The organism is Arthrobacter sp. 2RAF6, from assembly GCF_052115205.1.
In the GTDB taxonomy this organism is placed as follows: domain Bacteria; phylum Actinomycetota; class Actinomycetes; order Actinomycetales; family Micrococcaceae; genus Arthrobacter.
Genome location: NZ_JBFRGF010000001.1, coordinates 274,622 through 296,842, shown reverse-complemented (window position 1 = coordinate 296,842; position 22,221 = coordinate 274,622). Strand labels below are relative to the sequence as shown.

At 62.9% G+C, this 22,221-nt stretch carries 15 protein-coding genes; 5 read left to right on the top strand and 10 right to left on the bottom strand.

Features of this window, described 5'->3' with window-relative positions; genetic code table 11:
* The first annotated feature begins 82 nt into the window (after nt 1–82).
* Nucleotides 83–4,171 (top strand): FtsK/SpoIIIE domain-containing protein, encoded by a 4,089-nt coding sequence (locus AB4Z38_RS01385; RefSeq protein ID WP_441428042.1) that lies wholly within the window; start codon nt 83–85, stop codon nt 4,169–4,171.
* 22 nt (nt 4,172–4,193) lie between these two features.
* On the opposite strand, the gene AB4Z38_RS01380 is transcribed toward AB4Z38_RS01385, so the two are convergent.
* The gene (locus AB4Z38_RS01380; RefSeq protein WP_441428041.1) at nt 4,194–4,691 is read right to left on the bottom strand and encodes a hypothetical protein; all 498 of its coding nucleotides are present in this window, start codon (nt 4,689–4,691) and stop codon (nt 4,194–4,196) included.
* 228 nt (nt 4,692–4,919) lie between these two features.
* Between AB4Z38_RS01380 and AB4Z38_RS01375 the strand changes: the two genes are divergently transcribed.
* On the top strand, nt 4,920–5,168 hold the full coding sequence (locus tag AB4Z38_RS01375) for a WhiB family transcriptional regulator (protein ID WP_003804966.1): 249 nt from the start codon (nt 4,920–4,922) through the stop codon (nt 5,166–5,168).
* Between the two features lie 127 nt (nt 5,169–5,295).
* Here the strand turns inward: AB4Z38_RS01375 and AB4Z38_RS01370 are convergent, their stop codons facing one another.
* From AB4Z38_RS01370 to AB4Z38_RS01355, 4 genes are read right to left on the bottom strand one after another with little or no spacing between them, the layout of a single operon-like run.
* The gene (locus AB4Z38_RS01370; RefSeq protein WP_441428040.1) at nt 5,296–6,765 is read right to left on the bottom strand and encodes a sensor histidine kinase; all 1,470 of its coding nucleotides are present in this window, start codon (nt 6,763–6,765) and stop codon (nt 5,296–5,298) included.
* Between the two features lie 30 nt (nt 6,766–6,795).
* Nucleotides 6,796–11,649, bottom strand: a complete 4,854-nt coding sequence (locus AB4Z38_RS01365; RefSeq protein WP_441428039.1) for an NAD-glutamate dehydrogenase — start codon at nt 11,647–11,649, stop codon at nt 6,796–6,798.
* 57 nt (nt 11,650–11,706) lie between these two features.
* Nucleotides 11,707–13,020 carry an AAA family ATPase gene (locus AB4Z38_RS01360; RefSeq protein ID WP_441428038.1) on the bottom strand — a complete coding sequence of 438 codons (1,314 nt, stop codon included), beginning with the start codon at nt 13,018–13,020 and terminating at the stop codon, nt 11,707–11,709.
* Nucleotides 13,017–13,661 (bottom strand): SAF domain-containing protein, encoded by a 645-nt coding sequence (locus AB4Z38_RS01355; protein WP_441428037.1) that lies wholly within the window; start codon nt 13,659–13,661, stop codon nt 13,017–13,019. Before AB4Z38_RS01355 ends, AB4Z38_RS01360 begins: the two co-directional genes overlap by 4 nt.
* Before the next feature lie 151 nt (nt 13,662–13,812).
* On the opposite strand from AB4Z38_RS01355, the gene AB4Z38_RS01350 reads away from it, so the two are divergent.
* Entirely contained in the window at nt 13,813–14,028 is a 216-nt protein-coding gene (locus AB4Z38_RS01350; protein WP_059387549.1) for a helix-turn-helix domain-containing protein, read from the top strand.
* A gap of 49 nt (nt 14,029–14,077) precedes the next feature.
* Here AB4Z38_RS01350 and AB4Z38_RS01345 read toward each other — a convergent pair whose 3' ends face one another.
* On the bottom strand, nt 14,078–14,557 hold the full coding sequence (locus tag AB4Z38_RS01345; RefSeq protein ID WP_441428036.1) for a hypothetical protein: 480 nt from the start codon (nt 14,555–14,557) through the stop codon (nt 14,078–14,080).
* A gap of 247 nt (nt 14,558–14,804) precedes the next feature.
* Here AB4Z38_RS01345 and AB4Z38_RS01340 point away from each other — a divergent pair, with 247 nt between their 5' ends.
* A complete protein-coding gene (locus AB4Z38_RS01340; protein WP_441428035.1) occupies nt 14,805–15,590 on the top strand; it encodes a LysM peptidoglycan-binding domain-containing protein in 786 nt (261 codons plus the stop codon).
* A 74-nt stretch (nt 15,591–15,664) separates the two neighbouring features.
* Complete coding sequence (locus tag AB4Z38_RS01335; protein WP_441428034.1) at nt 15,665–16,180, top strand: Rv3235 family protein; 516 nt, start codon at nt 15,665–15,667, stop codon at nt 16,178–16,180.
* 45 nt (nt 16,181–16,225) lie between these two features.
* Here AB4Z38_RS01335 and secA read toward each other — a convergent pair whose 3' ends face one another.
* The 4 genes from secA to AB4Z38_RS01315 all read right to left on the bottom strand — a co-directional run bounded on the left by secA (nt 16,226) and on the right by AB4Z38_RS01315 (nt 22,142).
* Entirely contained in the window at nt 16,226–18,970 is a 2,745-nt protein-coding gene (gene secA, locus AB4Z38_RS01330) for a preprotein translocase subunit SecA (RefSeq protein ID WP_441428033.1), read from the bottom strand.
* 135 nt (nt 18,971–19,105) lie between these two features.
* On the bottom strand, nt 19,106–20,347 hold the full coding sequence (locus AB4Z38_RS01325; protein ID WP_441428032.1) for a winged helix-turn-helix domain-containing protein: 1,242 nt from the start codon (nt 20,345–20,347) through the stop codon (nt 19,106–19,108).
* Between the two features lie 32 nt (nt 20,348–20,379).
* On the bottom strand, nt 20,380–21,105 hold the full coding sequence (gene hpf / locus AB4Z38_RS01320) for a ribosome hibernation-promoting factor, HPF/YfiA family (protein WP_234748144.1): 726 nt from the start codon (nt 21,103–21,105) through the stop codon (nt 20,380–20,382).
* Between the two features lie 158 nt (nt 21,106–21,263).
* On the bottom strand, nt 21,264–22,142 hold the full coding sequence (locus tag AB4Z38_RS01315; protein ID WP_441428031.1) for a ComF family protein: 879 nt from the start codon (nt 22,140–22,142) through the stop codon (nt 21,264–21,266).
* Nucleotides 22,143–22,221: the final 79 nt, after the last annotated feature.

Here is a 22,221-nt window from a genome sequence, read left to right as displayed (position 1 = left end):
GGCCAACTGCCCCGGAACACCCGGTCCTCCTCGCAAATATCGTGGAAGAACAGCAGGCCCGCGAACCGAAGGAGCGATCACAGTGACATTCCATTGCACCCTCGTCCGGGCCCCACGGGCGTTACGGCAAGGTGAACCGATCGAACTGACCATAGCCGCGGGCAACGGCACCCCGGGCGCCGTCGTCGAGGGTGTAGTCGCGGCCGAGTTCGGAACTGGAAAACTTGCAGTTGATGGACTGCCACTCAGCGGCCTCACGGTTGGCTCGGCGCCGCTCGTGTCGGGAGCTGTGTTGGTGGACGGGCCCGATCCGGAGGCACAAGACACCCGTGATGGCGATCGCAATCCCGCAGCGTTGTCCTTGCTGGTTCACGCCGGACCAGCCGCCGGACTGGTCATACCGCTGGAACGGGGCAATTACAGGATCGGCCGGAGCAACGCCGATATCTGCCTCCCCGATCCTGATGTTTCCCGGGATCACGCCGTGCTGACGATCTCCGAGACAGCGGTCACCATCAGCGACAACGGGAGCGCGAACGGAACGGTGGTGGATGGACGCAAAGTCCGCTCCGCCCCTCTTTCAACCGCCTCCAGGATCCGATGTGGCGGTTCTGTCATGTCAGTGGTTTTCGGCGACGAAGAATACGGATCGGAGTCGCTTGGGGCAGCCGGCCTGGGCGTCGCCGAGCCAATCCTGGTCCCCCGGCGCCACGATGCGGGCGGCCGCACGCAACTTCTTCTGACGGCCGGGCTTCCCTTTTTGCTGGGTGTTGGAATGGCTCTGGCCACTGGCATGTGGATGTTCCTCGGCTTCACCGCAATTTCTGCCATCGCGGTCCTGGCCCCGGCAATTTCGGGAAGACGTGAGCGCCGCCTTCTGGCTGCCGCGATCGCGGCGGCCGTCGAACAAGACCGGGCCCGACGACGGCGGTGCTCGCCGTCCGCCGCGGAGCTCGCCCATGCCGTCTGCTCAACTGCTTTCCTCCCAGAAAGACCCGGGCGAATGCGGTCGATGCTGCCAAGAACCGGCACCGCGCAAGGAACCGGCCCAACACAAGGAACGGTGGGCTGTCACGATGTCTGGCTCCGGCTCGGCACCACTCCACAGAACGCCCGGGTTGCACTCGAACCGGCGGACCCAAGCTTCCAGCCACCGCCGTTGGGCCCGGTTCCGGTCGTTCTGGATCCCTCTATCCAGGCCGTTTCCTTCGCGGGACCTGAAGCCAAGGTGCAAGGAATGTTCAGATTTCTGCTCATGCAGCTGGCGGCCTTTCCCGGCGCAGCCAACGTCCCTGTCCTCGTACACGGACCGATCGCCCAATTGCCGTCCAGCGCCCGGTTCCTCCCCCGCGTCACTTTGACCACGGACGCCTCTTCAGCCGCGGCTGTTCTTTCCGTGCTTGCGGATAGACCGGGAGTACTGCTTCTGGTGGGGCCCGACCGTGATACCGGCGTCGACTCACTCCGGCTGGCGGCGATCGAGTCTGGCTGGAGAATCTTCCAACGCACCGCGGGCGGAGATGAAAGCGGTTCCGCAGTCGGGCTCTGGAACAAACGCGCAGTCCTCCGCTCGTTTCTTTCAGAAACGGAGTTTGACCCTGACCTTGTGCCGCACCCGGTCTTCGACCGCTACTGTCGCTCATCGGCAAGAGTGCCCGGGCTGTCGATTGAAAGAGCACCGCTTGTCCCCTCTACCTGCCAGCTTACCGAACTGCTTCCCCCTGAGCCCTCAAGCATCGCTGCCCGCTGGAGCGCTTCTTCAGAACGCGGAGGGCTATCCGCGGTCATCGGGCAAGGCGCCGACGGTCCCCGGTCTTTGGACCTGGTTTCGGACGGCCCGCATCTCCTCGTTGCTGGAACGACGGGATCGGGAAAGTCGGAGCTTCTGCGCACGATAGTCTCCGCGATCTCGCTGACCCACGGCCCGGACAGGGTCAACTTCCTGTTTGTTGATTTCAAGGGAGGTTCGGGCCTCGGGCCATTGCTCGACCTCCCGCAATGCGTCGGAATGCTTACGGACCTCAGTGAACACGAGCTCGAACGTACCCTCTCGTCCCTCCGTGCCGAGGTTCGGATGCGGGAAGCGATCCTAGCGAAGGCCGGCGTCCCTGATTTGCCCGCATATTGGGCCGCAGCCGCAGGAATCGGGGGCGGGGCCGCGGCGGGACGAAGAAGCCAATTTCCAGTGCTGCCCCGGCTCGTCCTCGTGATCGACGAATTCAGGATGCTTGTTGAAGACGCCCCGGATGCCTTGGCCGAATTGATGCGGATCGCCACCCTGGGCCGGTCTCTGGGCATTCACCTGATCATGGCAACACAGCGTCCGCAGGGTGCACTGAGCGCGGACATCCGGGCCAACGTCACCACGAGCATTGCTCTTCGCGTCCAATCCGAAATGGAATCCCGCGACGTCATCCACTCGGCGGCAGCGGCATCGATTCCGGTGTCCCTGCCTGGCCGCGCCTATATGGTTCGCGGAGTGGAAGATCCCGAGCCCTTTCAGTCAGCGACCCTCTCGGGCGGCGAAAAAGCCCCGGCGTCACTCACAAACGCCATTGCCCGGCCGGCAGCGGGGTCGCTCCGCTTCAAGGGTTGCTCGGAAATCGCAGACGCAGGGACTCCTGTTGCGGTGGCAACGCCTGCAGAAGCCGCCCGCCCCATTATCAATGCAATCAACCGGGTTTGGGACATCCATGGGTGTAGACCGCTCCGGAGACCTGTTACACATCCACTCCCTGAGTCCATCTCCTTTCACGAATCCCTTGGCATGACGGCAACGACGGGCAAGCACGCGGCAAGCGGAACGCCAGCAAGCCCTACGGCATACCTTGGCTTGGCCGATTTGCCCACGCAACAACGAATTGCCGGCCTGTGCTGGACTCTGCTTGTCCACGGGAATCTTGGGCTCGTTGGCGCTCCTGGAGGCGGAGTTGAAGATACCTGTCGGGCAGCAATGGCACAGCTGGTCGGAAGTGCCATCGAACTCCATCTCTATGTCCTCGACGGTGACGGTTCGTTCACCGATGTGGTTGCCCAGGGACGCGTGGGGGCCGTTGCCTCCCCCAACGACATCAGAAGGGGAGTCCGCATCCTGGAGAGGCTCGCAGCTGAGATATCGGTGCGGCAATCCCCAGGAACCGTCGTCGAACAAGTTCCCCTTCTGCTGGCCATTTCAAGCTGGGGTTCGTGGGTCTCCGAGTTGCGCTCCGGGCCACTGGCCTGGGCCGAAGACCTTGCCCACGCCATCGTCCGCGATGGGCCGAAGTCAGGACTGGTTGTTCTCATCACGGGTGACCGCGAACTGACCGCGTCGCGCATGTTCGCGTCAATCCCCAACCGGGCATACTTTCCCGCTGGGACCACGGAAGAAGGGCGGTTGGCGTGGCCTCGTTTCGCGGCAATGAAGCCCCTGAAGGGTCGGGCAGTCGTGAGTGGCAACCTGCTTGATGCTGACACAGCAGTCGCGCAGCTCGTGGCGGCCCCGCCAAATGCGGCCTGGCCGTACTGCGTGCCCCCGGAGCCTGCACGGCGCCCATTCCGGGTGGATCCCTTGCCGCAATTCATCCGGGCTTCGGATCTCGCTGCGGATGGCCGAACCGAAGCCGCCGCCATTTCCCGCACTCGTGCGCAGGGGTCGGTGCTCCTTGGGGTTGGAGGGGACGAACACGAACCTGCTCGGATCACGCTGCCGCGCTCAGCTGTCCTCCTCGTCCTCGGTACCCCGGGTTCCGGCAAGTCGTCGTTGCTCTCCGCATTGGCCATGCTCAATCCAGGCCATCATTGGTGGACACCGCCGGAAGGGGCCGATCCTGATGCCTTTTGGGCCGAATTCCACCGGGATGCAAGCCGCGGGATCGTGGGAGCAGAAGTCATCCCCCTCGTGGACGACGCCGAACGAGTCAGCACCGAAACAGGTATCCTCCTGGCTGAACTTCCCGGTATGGGTTTCTCAGTGGTGGCGACTGCGGGCAACCCTGCCCTTCTGCATCGGACGCCCCTTGCTTCCCTGGCCCGAAACCACGGAAGCGGAATTCTCCTCGGCAACGGGCCGCCTGCCGCTGGAGATTTCTTCGGGGTGCGCGTAGATGTCGAACAGGCGCCACCACCGGGTCGTGCTGTCCTCATCGAGAATGGACGAACACGCTCCCTCCAGATCGCCGCTCCGGACTAGCAAGCCGTACCCAGGTGAACAGTTAGAGTGCGGCGCGGGATCCGCCCGTTCGGGAGGCAAACGCAATGACCCGTTTGTCGAACAAGAAGACGATCCCGGCCAAAGCCGGCACCAGCATCGCAAGACCGGCGAGAACCAGCCCTGCGGTCATGGTGGGAAACCCGATCGTCAGGGCGAACAGCTGGGCAACCAACGCAGGTGCCCGGGTCCAACGGTAGCCACGGAACAGGAAGTGCCCCACGGCAAACAACAATGCAGAAAAGGCCAGCAGAAGGCCCAGTGTAAATACGGCTCCCCAGAAAGAGGCCACCGGAGCCCCAGTGACGAGTTCGTATATATACAGGACCCCGGCGGTCAGTAGTGCGAGGGCTTCCAGCACAACAACAATCGAAACAACAACGATTCCTACAGGACGCGGTCCTCCACCGGATGCCCGGCCAAGATCGTCGCTGCCGGTCCCCTGGCCGTCGTCGCCGGGCGCTGCGGGGTCATGGTTAGGGTTCAGAGGGGGTCTTGACACACTGGCACACTACCGGACATAGTCGAATACCTGTGAGTAGACCGGTAGCCAATGTGATGCATCGCTCACGGTTTCAAACGCTTGAACCCCTTGTTTACATGGCGTTAACATGACACGCTTGACTCAGACGACCAAGGGGGCCCAATGGGTCCCCTTTCCTATGAAGCCTCTCGTGAATATTTTCACAAAAGGCTTAACTAGTACTCACGAATGGAGTGACTGATCAGCATGGATTGGCGTAACCGCGCAGCCTGCCTTGACAAGGACCCGGAGCTTTTCTTCCCCGTAGGCAACACCGGCCCTGCGCTTCTCCAGATCGAGGAAGCGAAGAGCGTCTGCCGTCGCTGTCCCGTCGTGGACACATGCCTTCAGTGGGCCCTTGAATCGGGCCAGGATGCTGGCGTCTGGGGCGGTATGAGCGAAGACGAGCGACGCGCCCTCAAGCGCCGCGCCGCCCGGGCCCGCCGCGCTTCCTAAGCGTCCGGGACCAACAAAGCACGGCGCCTGAGGCAAAGAGAACATACGAAGATGGCCCGGACCGAAAGGTCCGGGCCATCTTCGTATGTCTGTGCGGTTACCCATGGAGCGCCGTCGGCGGCAGGCGTCAGTTTCGCACCAGGTTCAGGACGATCTCGACGGCGGTGCCACCGCCGTCGCGCGGCCTCCACTGGATGCTGCCGCCCAATTCGCTCGTGACAAGTGTCCGCACGATCTGAAGACCTAGACCCTCCGTGTACGAGCCCTCGGGCAGTCCGACGCCATCATCGGCGATGGTCACGGTCAGGAGTTCATCGCCGCCCTCCCCCGTGGAACGATCGGCCATCAGCCATACCGTTCCGGCCCGTCCTTCAAGGCCGTGTTCCACGGCATTTGTCACGAGTTCATTGATGACCAGCGCAAGGGGCGTGGCGAAGTCACTCGGCAATTCGCCGAACAGGCCGGCGCGCTCGGTCCGGACGTGCTGCGAAGGGGACGCTACTTCTGCCGAGAGCCGGAACTGACGACCGATGAGTTCATCGAAATCAACGCTCTGGGTGAGCCCCTGCGAAAGGGTCTCGTGAACCAACGCAATGGTCGCCACTCGCCGCATTGCCTGTTCCAGGCCTTGCTTCGCTTCATCGCTGACCATCCGTCGCGACTGCATGCGAAGCAAAGCCGCCACCGTCTGCAGGTTGTTTTTGACGCGGTGGTGGATCTCACGAATCGTCGCGTCCTTGGTCACCAGTTCGAGCTCGCGGCGTCGCAGTTCGGACACGTCGCGGCACAGTACCAAGGCACCGAAGCGATGCTTTTCGTCGCGCAACGGAATCGCGCGCAACGACAAACTGACACCGCGGGACTCGATTTCGCTCCGCCACGGCATTCGACCGGTAACGACCAGCGGCAACGTCTCGTCCACCATCCGCCGGTCCTTGAGGAGTCCTGCGGTTACTTCCGCGAGGGACCGTCCTTCCAAGGTTTCCACCTCACCGAGGCGGCGGAATGCGGAGACACCGTTCGGACTCGCGTACTGGACGATGCCGTCGGCGTCGAGCCTGATCAGGCCGTCACCCACTCGGGGAGCGCCACGGCGCGAACCCGTCGGTGACGCGAAGTCCGGCCAGAGGCCCAGCGTTCCCATCCGGAGCAGATCGTAGGCGCATTGCCTGTACGTGAGCTCCAGGCGTGAAGGCATCCGAGAACTGGAAAGGTCCATATGCGACGTGACGACGGCAAGGGTCCGCCCATTCCTGACCATGGGCACTGCCTCAACCCGCAGGGCCATCTCGCTGCTCCAGCTCGTTTCACTGGAGCGTTCGATGGAACGGCTGGACCACGCCTTGTCGACTATCGGTTGCAGATCCGAGCGGATGCCTTCCCCGACGAAGTCCGCATGGAACACCGTGTGGCTCGTCGACGGCCTGACGTGTGCAAGCGCGATGTAACCGAATTCCGGATGCGGAAACCATAGGGCCAAGTCCGCGAACGCCAGGTCGGCGACCATCTGCCAGTCGCCGACCAGGAGGTGCAGCCATTCAGCATCTCCAGGCCCGAAATCAGCGTGCTCCCTGATGGGGTCTGTAAAGATTGCCACTGCACCTCCATATAACGCCCGGGCTTGTCCCTAGCGTCGAACGATTGACCTCAAGAGCCTCAATGCTACCGACAGAGAAGCCATGTCGTCGGCCTCCAGCGCGTTGACCTCGTCAAACATGCTCTTCGCTCGCCCCAACTGTTCGGCGTTGAGGTCTTCCCAAGCCCGCAAACGAGCCTCGGCGTCGAGGCCGGAGTCGCTCGATTCGAGCACCGACGTCGTCATGTCCGCTACGGTCGAGTAGAGGTCGTCGCGCAGGGCCGCACGGGCAAGAGCCTGCCAGCGGTCATCGCGCGGGAGCGCGGTAATCCGCTCCAGCAATGAATCGACGTGGAAGCGGTCAAACACCGTGTAATAGACATGGCTGACCTCTTCCACACGGGCGTCGCGGCTGTGCGTGATCTTGGCGATGTCCAGGAGCACGAAACTCTCGAACAGCTCGGCCCAGCGATGGGCGAGCGTGTCGGGAAGGCCCCACGAGCGCGCCTTTTCGAGCCAGCCGGTAACGCGCTCTTTGTCGCTGCCGCGCAAGTAGTCGAGCACCCTGGCCCGCATCGGATCCATCATCGGCTTGAATTCCGCGACGATCTCCGAGATCGGCTTCGAGGCGTTGCCCTGGCTGAGCAACCAGCGAACAGCCCGGTCCAGAAGCCTCCGGATGTCGAGGTGGACCGTGCTCCAGTGTTCCGTGGGGAACGAAGCAGGCAGGGCATTGAGCTCCCGCACCATCGAGTCGAGTTCGTAGATCTCACGGAGGGCTACGAACGCCTTCGCGACGGCGACCTCGGTAGCCGAGGTCTCCTCCATGGTGCGGAAGGCGAAGGTGATGCCACCCAGGTTGATCATGTCGTTGGCCACCACGGTTGCGATGATCTCGCGACGCAAGGGATGGGTGTCCAGTTCGGCGTCGAACCGTTCGCGGAGCTGCTTCGGGAAGTAGGAGCGGATCGTCTTACGGAACCACGGATCATCCGCCAGATCGCTGTCCCGCAATGCCGAGCCCAATTCGATCTTGGCGTACGCGGCGAGGACGGACAATTCCGGGGACGTCAGGCCCTGGCCCTGCTCCAGCCGCTCACGAAGGGTCTCGGTGGTCGGCAGCGCTTCAAGGTCCCGTTTGAGGTCGGCGGACTTCTCAAGCCAGTCCATCAGGCGCTCGTAGCTCGGGCTCCATTCGGCGACGCGTGTGCGGTCGTTGAGCAACAGGATGTTCTGATCGATGTTGTCTTCGAGCACAAGGCGCCCGACCTCGTCGGTCATGTCGGCGAGGAAGGATGTGCGCTCGGAAGCATCCAGTTTCCCTGCGGCAACCATCCGGTCCACGAAGATCTTGATGTTGACTTCATGGTCGGAACAATCCACGCCGGCGGAGTTGTCGATCGCATCGGTGTTGAGGATGACACCTTGCAGTGCAGCCTCGATGCGTCCGCGCTGCGTCATTCCGAGGTTGCCGCCTTCGCCGACGACCTTGACGCGGAGCTCGCGCCCGTTCACGCGGATGACGTCGTTTGCTTTGTCCCCGACCTCGGCGTGGGACTCGGTGCTGGCTTTGACGTACGTTCCGATCCCGCCGTTGTAGAGGAGATCGGCCGGAGCCAGGAGTATCGCACGCAGAAGTTCGGGAGGACTCAACTGAGCCGTTCCGTCCGGCAGGCCGAGCGCCCTGCGGACCTCGGGCGAGATCGGAATGACCTTGGCTTGCCGGGGGAAGACCCCGCCGCCTGCGCTGATGAGCGAGCGGTCGTAGTCATCCCAAGAGGAGCGGGGCAGCTCGAAGAGACGCTGCCGCTCGTCGAAGGACGAAGCCGCATCCGGCGTCGGGTCCAGGAAGATGTGGCGGTGGTCGAAGGCGGCCAGCAGGCGGATGTGCTTGGAGAGCAGCATTCCGTTGCCGAACACGTCGCCGGACATGTCGCCGACGCCGACCACGGTGAATTCCTCGGACTGGGTGTCAAGGTCCAGCTCGCTGAAGTGGCGCTTGACCGACTCCCATGCGCCACGGGCCGTAATGGCCATGGCCTTGTGGTCGTATCCTACGGAGCCACCGGAAGCGAATGCGTCTCCCAGCCAGAATCCATACTCGGCGGCCAGGCCGTTCGCGGTGTCCGAGAAGGTCGCCGTGCCCTTGTCCGCGGCCACTACCAGGTACGAATCGTCGTCATCCTGACGGACAACGTCCGACGGCGGCACAATCTTCTCGCCGTCGGCTGTGGTCACGAGGTTGTCGGTGAGGTCGAGCAGGCCGCGGATGAAGGTCTTGTAGCTTTCGATGCCTTCTGCCATCCAGGCAGCACGGTCAAGTGCCGGATCCGGAAGTTGTTTCGCGAAGAATCCGCCCTTGGCACCGGTCGGCACAATCACAGCGTTCTTCACCGTCTGCGCCTTGACCAGACCGAGGATCTCGGTCCTGAAGTCTTCACGGCGGTCCGACCACCGCAAACCGCCACGGGCCACCTTTCCGAAACGCAAGTGGACGCCTTCAACGCGTGGCGAGTACACCCAGATCTCGTACTTAGGCCGCGGGAACGGCAGGCCGTCGATCGTGGTCGGATCGAGCTTGAAACTGACGTACGACTTGCCTTGGAAGTAGTTCGTGCGCAGCGTCGACTCGATGAGGTTGACGAAAGTCCGAAGGACGCGGTCGGCGTCGAGCGTGGCAACCTGGTCAATTGCTTCGGCCAGTGTGGCGCGGGCGCCCTCCTGGCGGCCCGGACGCACGGCGTCAGGTGAAGAAGGATCGAAGCGGGCCCCGAAGAGGTCAATCAAGCCGCGGGCAACCTCCGGGTTGGCGAGAAGGGTGTCCGCAATGAACTCGAAGGAGTTGGTGTTCCCCATCTGGCGCATGTACTTCGCATAGGCGCGGAGCATGACAACCTGCCGCCAGTGGATACCTTCCCGGAGCACGAGCCGGTCGAAACTGTCGGATTCCACCGCGCCGGTCACCGCGGCGCTGAAGGAGTCCGCCAGGAGCTGGCCCGTAGCCACCGGGTCGACACCGGCGGGGTACTTCAGGCCAAGGTCGTAGAGGAAGAAGTCCCTGTGGTCGGCAGTTTCAATCTCGAAAGGCCGCTCATCGAGAACCTCAAGGCCAAGATTGTGGAAGTAGGGCAGGATCTGGCTCAGGCTCTTGGGTTCCAAAAGGTAGAGCTTGACGCGGGCATCCTCTTCGAGGAGCTCGCCGGCGCCGTTGGGCAAGTAGACATGCACCCCGGGGACCGCCTGGACAGCGACGGCGTCGCGATCGGTTGTTGCGGCATACTTCTCGAAACGCTCAATGTCCTTGAGGGCGTCCTCGACTTCGTAGTCGACACGGTAGCCGGCGGGAAACGCATCCGCCCACAGGGCGGACAGTCGCTCGGCATCCAGCCCGCTGGTGTTCTCGCGGAGCACCTCTGCAATACCTTCAGCCCACGACCGCGAAGCCCGGACGAGCCGCTTTTCGAGTTCACCGGCGTCGACGTCGCGAAGCTCAGCCTCCCGCGGCAGCCGGATACGGAAGAACACCCTCGAGAGTGCGGACTCCGTGATCCGGGCCTCGTAGTCGATGCTCTCGGCTTCGAAAGTCTCGCGGAGTTCCTGTTCAATTCGTTGCCGGACGTTGGTGGTGTAGCGGTCACGGGGCAGGTAGACCAGCGCGGACATGAACCGTCCGTAGATATCCGGGCGCAGGAAAAGCTTCGTGCGGCGCCGTTCCTGCAGACGCTGGATGCCCAAAGCCGTTGCTGCCAGGTCCTCGGTCTCGATCTGGAAGAGTTCATCACGGGGGTAGGTCTCGAGAATACCGACGAGGTCCTTGCCGGAGTGGGAGTCCTGCGGGAAACCGGCTGAGTGGAGCACGGCGTCGACCTTTTCCCGAACGATGGGGATGTTCCTTACGGAACCGGTGTACGCGCTCGTGGCGAAGAGGCCGATGAAGCGGCGCTCACCGTTGACGTTGCCCGCAACATCGAAGCTCTTGACACCGATGTAGTCCAGGTACGCGGGGCGGTGCACGGTGGACCGCGAGTTGGCTTTGGTGATGACCAAGGCACGCTTCTCGCGCGCCTTCCGGCGTCCGGCGTCGGTAAGGTGCTGGATTTGGTGCGGGTGGTCCCCCGCCCTCAAGAGTCCCAAACCGCTCGCTTCGCGCAACTCAAGGACGTCTTCACCGTTCTCGGTGATGAGGTCGTATTCCCTGTAACCCAGGAACGTGAAGTTGCCGTTGTCCAACCAACGCAGGAGGTCCTGCGCTTGCCTGAGCTCCGCGATGTCTTCCGGGTGGGCCACCTTGTCCAGGGACGATGCCAGCTCGAGCGCCTTGGTGCGCATTTTGGGCCAGTCTTCGACGGCGGCGCGGACGTCGTTCAGGACGCGGTGGATTCCGTCGACGAGTTCCTTCTGGAAGTCGTCGGCCACTCTGTCGACCTCGACGGCGATCCACGACTCCATGTGGGAGACGTTGTCACCAAGCGAGATCAGATGGGCGATGTTCGGCATTGCGGCGGTGTCACCGCTCGAGATGCCGATGTTCGACGGCACCCGGGCGATGTCGGACAGATCGCCGGTGACGTGGTCACGCGAAACCACGAAGAGCGGGTGCATGACAAGCCGGATAGCGCAGTTCTGGCGAACGAGTTCGGCGTTCACCGAGTCCACCAGGAACGGCATGTCGTCCGTGACGATGTACAAAATGCTGCGATCACCCTCGTTGGCAATCCTGACGTTGGCAGTGCCCGGCTTGCGGCTCTGCCCCGTTTCCCGGTGTGCAGCTGCCCTGGAGGTCAATTGCTCGGCAGCGTATCCGCGGGCGTCCTCCTCTGCGAGATGCTCGTAGTAGTCCCCGAAGAACCCTTCCCGGACTACTGCAGGTTTAGAACGATCCTCCACGCTGGATCCTGACGACATCGACAAACGCCTCCATCACATCTCAATTGCTGCGTCCTTGCAGCCCACATGGCGAGCCTAACGCTTTACACGACGTCTTGCTCTGGAATAAATGACAGAGGATTTGCCATTTTGCTGGACAGGTGCACAGACCATTTTGGCGATTGCGAGCCGCAAAGGAGATTCGGGCGCAGCTTCGAAGAGCACGGCACCGGACAACAAGGCTGCGTCGCACGCTTCAGGATCGGACGGAAGGAATACCTCGATGCCATGACCGGGGCCGTACCGCTCCCATGCTTCGCGGAGTTCACGTTCGGGTGCGCGGCCGGCGGATGCTGCGCGGACCTTGTTCAAGACCACCCGGGGAGCTGCGTGCGGGACTGCCCGTTCAAGTTCCGCGAGGCCACGCACGAGTCGCGGAACCCCGACGGCATCGGCCGCGCCCACGGCGTAAACGGTGTCCGCCAGTTCGATACTGCGGAGCGTTGCCGCATTTCGACGAGGGGCCATAGTGTCGAAGCTGAGTTCCTCGTCCGCTTCGAGGCAGAAACCTGTATCGACCACGACGACGTCCGCGATCTCCTTGGAGAGTTCAAGAACTGAGGAGAGCGCAGCGGCCCGGAGCTCCGTCCACCGGTCCGCGCGCGTAATGCCGGTAAGAACCCGGAAACTGGAGGCTTTAGCGAAGACCGGAGCGGCGATCCGCTTGAGGGATTCGGTATCCAACAACCCTTGATCCGCCAGTCGACAAGACTGCGCCAGTCCGGCGGACTCGTCCAGCAAACCCAGCGACGCCGCGACACTGGCGCCGTAGCTGTCTGCATCGAGAAGGATCACTGAATTGCCTTCAGCCGCCAGCTCTGCGGCAATGTTGACAGCCACAAGAGTCCTGCCAGGCGCCCCGGTGGGCCCCCAGACGGCGATGATCCGGCCAGCCCCTGCCGGCACGCGCTCCGGCTCTTCCTGCGCATCGGTGGGACGGAGTTCCGCGGCGGTGTCCGCGAACCCGGAATCCCGCGGCTCCGCGCGCCGCCTACCCGGTCCGGGCAGCTGTCCCACGGCATCGGAAATCTTGGAAGCAAGCGTCGCCGAATCTACATCCAGGGACGCTGTCACGACGCCGATGCTGCGCAGGCGGCCCTCCTCCTCCGAGTCATCGCTCAAGGCAACGATGGAGACTCCGACAGCCGCCAACCGGTCGACCAGCGACGCCGTCAATTCCTCGGCACCCTCGGCTATGACCGCTGCGCGCGCGAGACCGCTTTGGCAAGCGGCCAGAAGTTCCGCGAGTTCGCCGCACCGACGCACCACCGTCACCGGCCCGTGGAGCCGCTCGAGTCCCCCGACCAAATCTTCCCGGGACTGCCCGACTGTGACAACGGGGATACTCACTTGCCGGCACCGCCCGGATTCCACACCACGGCAATCTTCGATTTATTTGCCTGCGCTCCAAGAAGTTTAGGCATCTGCTCGTCGGTCACAAGGACGAGAACCACTTTCTCCCTGGACGCTCCGAGGGTGGTGGCCCCCTCCGTGACCTGGGCGATCTCCGCACCGGGCAATAGTAACTGCGGCGTGCCGAAGCCGTTGCGCGCATCGGGGAGGGCTACCCAGACGTCAACGCGGGATCCCGCCACAGCCTGGGAAGGCAGTGATTCCTGGATCGCGATCGCCACCGGTTTGCGGTCCAGGGTGTCGGCGGCCCCGAGGCTCTCCTGCGGGACAAGTTGGTTCTTGGCAATTCTCTGAACGGCAACTCTTCCTTCGGGCAGACCGTCAGCCAGGGTCACGTAACTGGACTCAATGTCGTCGAGCCTGACTTTGACGATCGCAAGATCGTCCTTGCTGACTCTCTGGCCCACGGCAATCGACTCGCGCGCGGCATACACCTGAATGGTGCGGTCCGCGGTTCCAACGATGGCGATGACTCCGGCCAGCGATGCCAGGACCAGAAGAATCCCCACCAAAAGTCGTGGATCCCTCCACGAGGGCTTCCTGAGCCGCGCCGCAGCGGCCCCGCTAGTTACACCCATGATGCTCCCCGTTTGCATTGTTTGTCGGCGTCGACCTTCAGTGGCCTTTATTCTGACCGCAAGTGGGTCCCTTCCGAAAGCCAAATGCCTCAAATTACGTCAACCTGTGGATAACCCCGGCAAGTGGGTCGAACAGTGGCAAAATGGATGCATGCCCCGATTCCTCACCCTCGCTGATGTCGCCGAACAGCTCCAGATCAACTCGCCGCAGGCATACGCCTTGGTGCGAAGCGGAGAGCTCAAGGCCATCCAGGTGGGTGGCCGGGGCCAATGGCGCGTCGAAGAGAAGATGTTGGAGCAGTACATCGAGGAACGCTATGCCGAGGCGAGCAGGATAATCCAAGAGGCCAAATCCAAGTCCTCCTGATCTCCCTCCAGCCCCCCCCAGGTAGCTGGGGCGGGGACGCTGGCCCGGGCTACAAGTCTTGGCCCCGCAATGAACGCAGCGCGGCAAGCGACTGGAACGGAATTGTCGCCACAGACGCGACGTTCCCGGACCGGCGGACTTCACCCGGCAACATGACAGCGAGATCAAAGTGGTCCCTGCCCACGCGATCAATGACGCCCCGCATCATCCGCTCCTCCCGCGCCGACTCAAGCAGGTGAACCGCCAGTTCCGCCCGGTCGCGGGCGAGCATTCGGAGTGCGCTGGCCAGGCCAAGCCGCTGTGACGCCGTCGATTGGCCTGCCCGCGCCTGCCGGCCAAGACCCCGATAGGTCAATACTGCCGTGACGGGCACCAGCCACTGGTGGGGACCTTCGTCCAGGACCAACGATTCGCTTCCGACATGACTGAGCGTCCCGGACACCTGTGTCCCGGACCGCAGCGTCACATCGATCTTCTGGCCGATTGCTCCACGCAGCCTGTCGGAGACGTCGATTACGGCCATCTCCATGCGGGCCCGCTCTGAAATTTCGGATTCAAGTCCCAACAATCTTTCGGAGGCCAGTTGTGCCTCCATGTCTTCAAACAGGGCATCCCAACGCATTGCGTCAGCGTAAGCGGGCCCGCGTCGATGGTCAATCTTTCTTCATCGACGACCAACTCCTAGACAAATACACCTTGCTGTGGCCAAAATAAGTCAATCATTATCAAACCGCATCAAATAGTATCAAATTTCATCAACCGGCTAAGGGGAACCCATGGAACAGACGAACAGGCTCGTTCGGAACGATGTTGCCATGGCGGCGACCATCCTGGTGCTCGCTCTCTTGCTCACTGTCACCGGACTGATCCTGGTTGACCGATGGCACTCCGCAGCAGGACGACTCCAGGCACCCACGTTTGAAGACCTTCTGGGATTTGTCGCAACTGCAGCCGGTCTGGGGATCGGGGCCTGGTGGATCGCCACGTTCCTTCTGGCAATGGCCGCCGCGCTCCTCCAGCAATCGGGAAAGGACCGCTGTGCAACCGCCACCGCCAAGTTCAGCCCTGCCTTCATGCGCAGACTGGCGGTGGTAATTCTGGGCCTGAATCTCGTGGGAATGCCCTTGGCGAATGCGTCACAGGCGCAGCTTGAACCAGCGTGGAGTCCGGCAAACGGCTCAGTACCGTCCAGCGGCATCTCCGCCCAATGGACACCCGTCTCGAGTCCTTCTCCCCATCTCCCCGTCGTGCCCTCGCTTGAGTCCGGACCATCAGAGATCGACCCCCATTGGCAACCCCGCGCACCTGCCGCCGAGCCGGGGCTTCTGGGGGCCCGGCCACAGCGGGCCGCGGAACAGTCTGCCTCGCCGAATCAGGGCGAAGTAGTGGTGAGGCGAGGCGATTCACTCTGGTCGATTGCCGCCCGGCAGCTCGGCCCCCTGGCCAGCGACGTCGACATTGCCCTCCACTGGCCGAAGTGGTACGCCGCAAACCGACATGTCGTCGGAGACGACCCGGGTCTCCTTGTCCCGGGTCAGATCCTGCAATCACCGCCTAAGTAGCTCCCCAGCCGGACCACCACCAACCGAAACACCACCAACCGCCGCCAACCAGCGATCCGTAACCGAGGAAGTCCATGAGCGCATCCCCAGCCGGCCACAGCTTGCCCAATGCAGCCCTCCAGGCAACTTCGCCACCCATTGCCTCCCGTTCAATCGCGGCTTCGCCTCGCGCCAAAGCGAGAATGGACGGCCCGTCCGGCAGGGGGCCGTCTTCTCCGCGCAAAGCGGCCCAAATCTTCAGCCTCGACGGGGAAATCCGCGCGCTGGCCCGCAGCATCGCCCAAGCCGCGGTCGAAGTCCTTGCCGGCACCCGGCCCGCGCAACAGCTCTCACGGACCCTGGACCCCAGATGCCTCAACGCGCTGCAACACCGGGCCGCACTGACGCGGGCCCATGTTGCCAACGCCCAAGGCGGGCAGTCTCGCCTTCACCGAAGTCCGATGGTCCGCTCCGTGCGTGTCTGCGCGGTGAACGACGGAGTGTACGAGGCCAGCTTGGTTGTCTCGGAAGAACTCCGCTCCCGCGCCGTAGCCATGAGGCTTGAAGGGAGCAACGGCGCGTGGAAGGTCACCGCCCTCGAAATCGGCTGACGGCGGAGTTCATCCGTCAGCTGCATGCGTCAGGCAATCGCAGTGTCAGCGGCGCTTCTTCTTGCTGGATCCGCGCTGCTTGTCATCGGCGGCGGCCTTGGCGGGGTTGCCTGAGCGTCCCGAGGCCCGCCCTTCGACGCGGGTCTGGCTCGCGCCGTCTTCACCAGGTGCCGTGTACTGCAGCTGAACAGGCTTTTCCGGGGCTTCGAGGCCGGCCGCGCGGATCTGTGGATCGTGATGTTCCACGTGACCGCCTTCTGGGCTGCCATCCACCACCACTACGTCCTCAGCGGGCGTTACTTCCACTTCCAGGTTGTAGAGGAAGCCAACGCTCTCCTCGCGGATGGCCTCCATCATGCTCTGGAACATCGTGAATCCTTCACGCTGGTACTCGACCAGGGGATCCCTTTGGGCCATGGCACGCAGGCCAATGCCCTCTTTGAGGTAGTCCATCTCATAGAGGTGTTCCTGCCACTTGCGTCCAAGGACCGAGAGGACAACCCTGCGCTCGAGCTCGCGCATGTTCTCGGCGCCAATGGCTTCTTCCCGCTCCTTGTAAACGAGCTGCGCGTCGGAAAGGATCTCGTTTTTGAGGAATTCAACGGACACGCGGGCCTTGCCGCCGGCTTCGTCAATGATGTCCTGGGCCGTAACAGTTACCGGGTACAGCGTCTTGAGGTTGGTCCACAGTTGGTGGAAGTCCCAATCATCGCCGGTTCCGTCCGCTGTCGCGGCATCGATCAGGGCGTTGATGGTGTCTTCGAGGAAGAACTGGACCTTTTCGTGCAGATCGTCGCCTTCCAGGATCCTGCGACGGTCGCCGTAGATGGCTTCACGCTGGCGGTTCAGGACGTCGTCGTACTTGAGGACGTTCTTACGCTGCTCAGCGTTCCGCCCTTCAACCTGGCCCTGGGCCGAAGCGATTGCGCGGGACACGAGCTTGGATTCGAGGGCAACGTCGTCCGGCACCGAGCTGTTCATCAGGCGCTCGGCGGCACCGGAGTTGAAGAGCCTCATGAGGTCATCGGTCAGCGACAGGTAGAAGCGGGACTCCCCCGGGTCACCCTGGCGGCCCGAGCGGCCACGGAGCTGGTTGTCGATGCGACGGGATTCGTGGCGTTCCGTGCCCAGTACATACAGCCCTCCAAGTTCAAGCACTTCCTCATGCTCGTCCTTGACCGCTTGCTTGGCTGCTTCGAGCGCTTCCGGCCACGCGGCCTCGTACTCCTCGGAGTTTTCTTCAGGGTCCAGGCCCCGCTTTGCCAATTCGGCGATGGCCGTGAACTCGGCGTTTCCGCCCAGCATGATGTCAGTACCACGGCCGGCCATGTTGGTAGCGACCGTGACGGCGCCCTTGCGTCCCGCTTGCGCCACGATGGCGGCCTCGCGTGCGTGGTTCTTTGCGTTCAGGACCTCGTGCCGGATGCCTTCCTTGGCCAGCAGCTTGGCGAGGTATTCGCTCTTCTCCACGCTGGTGGTACCGACGAGCACGGGTTGGCCTTTTTCGTGCCGTTCCCCGATGTCGTTCACGACGGCTTCGAACTTCACGATTTCGTTCTTGTACACGAGGTCCGACTGGTCGATGCGCTGCATGTCCCGGTTGGTGGGAATGGGCACCACGCCAAGCTTGTAGGTGCTCATGAACTCTGCGGCTTCGGTTTCAGCTGTGCCGGTCATGCCCGAGAGCTTGGAGTACATGCGGAAGTAGTTCTGCAGGGTCACGGTGGCGAGAGTCTGGTTCTCAGCCTTGATCTCGACGTTTTCCTTGGCCTCGATCGCCTGGTGCATGCCTTCGTTGTAACGCCGTCCGGCAAGGATACGGCCGGTGTGTTCGTCAACAATAAGGACTTCACCGTCCAGGATGACGTAGTCCTTGTCCCGCTTGAAGAGCTCTTTGGCCTTGATGGCGTTGTTCAGGAAACCGATGAGCGGGGTGTTGGCGGATTCGTAGAGGTTCTGGATGCCGAGGTAGTCCTCGACCTTCTCGATACCGGCTTCAAGAACACCGACAGTGCGCTTCTTTTCGTCGACCTCGTAGTCGATTTCAGGCTGGAGACGCTGCACGACCTTGGCGAATTCGCTGTACCAGCGGTTGGTGTCACCCTGGGCAGGACCGGAAATAATGAGCGGGGTACGGGCTTCGTCGATGAGGATGGAGTCCACTTCGTCGACAATCGCGTAGTGGTGGCCGCGCTGCACAAGCTCGGATTTGTCCCACGCCATGTTGTCGCGCAAGTAGTCGAAGCCGAATTCGTTGTTGGTGCCATAGGTGATGTCTGCCGCGTACATCTGGCGGCGCACTTCGGGATCCTGGTTGGACAGGATGCAACCGCTGCTAAGCCCAAGGAAGCGGTAGACGCGGCCCATGAGTTCGGACTGGTATTCGGCGAGGTAGTCGTTGACTGTAACGACGTGCACGCCCTTGCCGGCCAGGGCATTGAGGAAGGCCGGAGCGGTGGCCACAAGGGTCTTTCCTTCACCGGTCTTCATTTCGGCGATATTGCCGAGGTGAAGAGCGGCCCCACCCATGAGCTGGACATCGAAGTGGCGCATCCCCAGGGTGCGGGAGGAAGCTTCACGCACGGCTGCGAAAGCCTCCGGCAGAAGATCGTCCAGCTTCTCGCCGTCCTCGTGACGGGCACGCAGCCTGTCCGTCTCCTCGCGCAATTCGGCGTCGGAGAAGGTCTTGAAGGAGTCTTCGAGGGCGTTGATGGAATCGGCATAGGTCCGCAGTTGCCTCAGGGTTTTTTTGTCACCCGTGCGGAGAAGTTTTTCGATAAGTGATGCCACGTAAAGTTGCTCCCAGTCTCAAGCTGCCGAATTCTGGCGGTTTCAGTCTACGGGAGAGACCAACGCCGCGCGGCCCCGTTTCCCTGAGAGCGGAGCGCCGGCGCCCGCATGCCCATGCCGGAGACCCCCTGGACCTCAGCCGCGCGCCACTGCGGAGGCAAGCGCCGACGAGAGACCGCCCACCGGCGACACGACGACGTCGTCGAGCCCCAGCCACTCGGCCATAAGCCGCAGCTCAGCAGAAAGCTCGACGGCGGTGTCCGCCGGGGCGTCCGGCTCGGCGTGGGCGGCGCGGACCAAAAGCTGCTTGGCCGAACGGTCGGCCTTGAGATCCACGCGCGCGACCACGGCGTCCCGGAGGAGGAAAGGCAGCACGTAGTAGCCGAACTTTCGCTTCTCCGCTGGCGTGTAGATTTCGATCCGGTAGTGGAAGCCGAACAACTCCTCGAGCCTTCTACGCTCAAAGATCAGTGAATCAAACGGGCTGAGCAGCGCGCGGCCCGTGACGGCCCGGGGAAACCGGGCGTCCACATGCCGGTACACAGCCCGGTCCCAGCCACGCACCGTGACCGGCTCCAGGCGCCCGGCGGCAACGAGCCTGTCGATCGAGGCTGCAGCGGCCTTCACCGGAGTCCGGAAGTAATCGGCGAAGCAGCGGATTGTTCCGATGCCATGGGCCTGGGCTGCGGCGTCGATCAGCCGGTCCATGGCCGCCGTCGCCATGTCGGAGCCACCGTCCGGGAGCGCTCCCGAGCGAGCGATGACGGCAGCCATTCCGGGTGGCAGAACCCGCGATGTCAGCGTGTACCGGCGCTCGAACTGCTCTGTCCTCGACGCGGCCGTCACGAGCCCCTCTTCAAACAGGTGCTCCAAGACCCTTTTGACCAGGTTCCAGTTCCAGCCCCAGTTATCGTGCTGCCGGTCTTCCTGGTGCCCCAAGTGCGCGGTCAATTGAGCGGCAGTCATGGGGCGCCCGGTTGTGAGCGAGTCAAGGATCCGCTTGGCCATGTCCTCCCGGATTCCACGTTCCAAGTGGGCCGCGCCCACCCACGCACGGTTTTGCCACAGCAGCAGATCCTGGAAGTGTTCCGGGCGGATGAAGCTCGCCTCGTGCGCCCAGTACTCCATCATGCGCCGCGGACTTCGCCCGGCCATCGCATGAAGGATGCTTCGGTCGTAGTTACCAAGCCTTGAGAAGAATGGAAGGTAATGACTGCGTGAGAGGACATTGACGGAGTCGATCTGCACCACCTGGAGGCGGGCAAAGGTGCGGCCCACCGTCCGTGAAGTCACGGGGCCGGTGGGCCGTTCCTTGTCCAGTCCTTGGGCTGCCAATGCAATCCGCCGTGCCTGCAACAGGCTCAGCGAAGCGGCCATGCCAGTCCTTTCATGGGAAATACGAATGCGGCCTAGGCTGTGGCGGCCTGGTCATTCGAACGGTAAGCGTGGATCTTTTCCTCCACGGGTTCGTCTCCTGGTTCGCATGTGGAGTCCAGAGTGATTACTCCATATGTCCAGCCACGGCGGCGGTAGACGACCGACGGCGTGTTGGTTTCCTTGTCCACGAACAGGTAGAAATTGTGGCCCACCAATTCCATGTTGTCCACCGCGTCATCAAGGGTGAGCGAAGCGGCGGGGAAAACCTTGCGACGAATCAGGACCGGGGAATCACCGGCCGGAATGTCATTGTCGACATCGTAGGGCGAGGTCTCCACCGGTGGCGTCGTTGGCTCTTGGTGGTTGCTGGCCTCTACATAAATGGGTTCGCTCGCGCTGGCGGGCTCAAGCGTCGCAGTAGCCTCACGAACGGCTTTGGGGGTGTGGCGGCCGTGGTGGACCTTCTTGCGGTCCTTGGCCCTGCGGAGTCTTTCCAGCAGTTTGCTATAGGCGAGATCAAAGGCGGCAAATTTGTCAGCGGCGCTTGCTTCGGCCCGGATCACAGGGCCTCGGCCCAGAACTGTCACTTCCACCGTGAGCTGGCCCGGTGTCTGGCGCGGGTTGGTTTCCTTTGAAACCTTCGCGTCAACCCTCTGGACCTTGTCCCCAAGCGATTCAATCTTTGAAATCTTCTCGCCGGCATACTCGCGGAAGCGATCCGAAACGGTCAGATTACGGCCGCTGATCATGAACTCCATGGTGCCCTCCAAACAACTCAGGTGACACGATAAGGGCGCTTCTCGGGGCTGATCTGACGGACAGTCGAGCCCCTTTCCGAGCCGCTATCGACAGGTACATCTGTTCTTGGTACCCATAACCGACGTTAGTTCATCGCCACTGGTAATTCATCCTTTCGTCACTTATTTTTTGTTTGAGTCGGTGTGGGCTGCGTGTCCGGACCGTCCGTAGGCGGCTCGCTACCGGCCGGCGGCCGGGTGGCTGCAAGGACCACCGCGCCGCACACCATGCCTCCCGCCGCCGAGACTGCCCGGGCGGCTTCGGCGAGGGTGGCACCCGTGGTGAGGACGTCGTCGACGATGACGCATGCCCTACCCTCCAAGGAACCTTTGCGGAACAGGCGAACGGTCATGGAGCCGCGGACGCGGCGCGCGCGCTCTCCGCGGCCCAAGCCTTTTTGCCCGTTTCCCCGTCCGGGCGCCTTCTTCAACGCATCCGTCATGTGCAGGCCCGGCAAGGCGTCCAGGCGCCGCAGGCGGCCGAGCAAGAGATGGACCGGACTGAATCCGCGGCGCCGGTAGGCCGCGTTGCTGCTGGGAACAGGTACAAGACAGATGCCTACCCCGTCTCCAACGGCGGCCCGGATGGCCTTGCCCAGGGCAGGCGCGAGCACCGAGGCCAGCCGTCCCTGGCCTAGATGCTTGAAAGAAAGCAGGGCCTGGGCCAGTTCGTCCCGATAGTGTCCGCCCGCGACAACGGGCAGTATCACGGCCGCGTCCACCGTGAGCAAGGCCGGTGCCTGTCCTTCAGCGCGGAATGGACGGGTGCACAGAAGGCGCAACTGCCGTGCACAGGCGCCGCAGAGCGCCGAATCCTCGGAACCGCAGCACACACATTCCACCGGGGCCAGAACGGCCAGCAACTCGACGAAGGCCTCGCCAACGCCCTGCGCCAGCCTCGCCAATCGAGCAGGATGGACTCCCCGATGGCGTGCGCCGTCACCCCGGACGACGGTGAGGTCAGGGTCACGCGCTCGGCAACGGCTGTCAGTACGCATGCCCCAAGCGTCCGCCTCCCCGCCTACGGCCAACACTCCTGAAACGCCCTATGTGGAAAACCGAGCTTCGCGGAGAAAG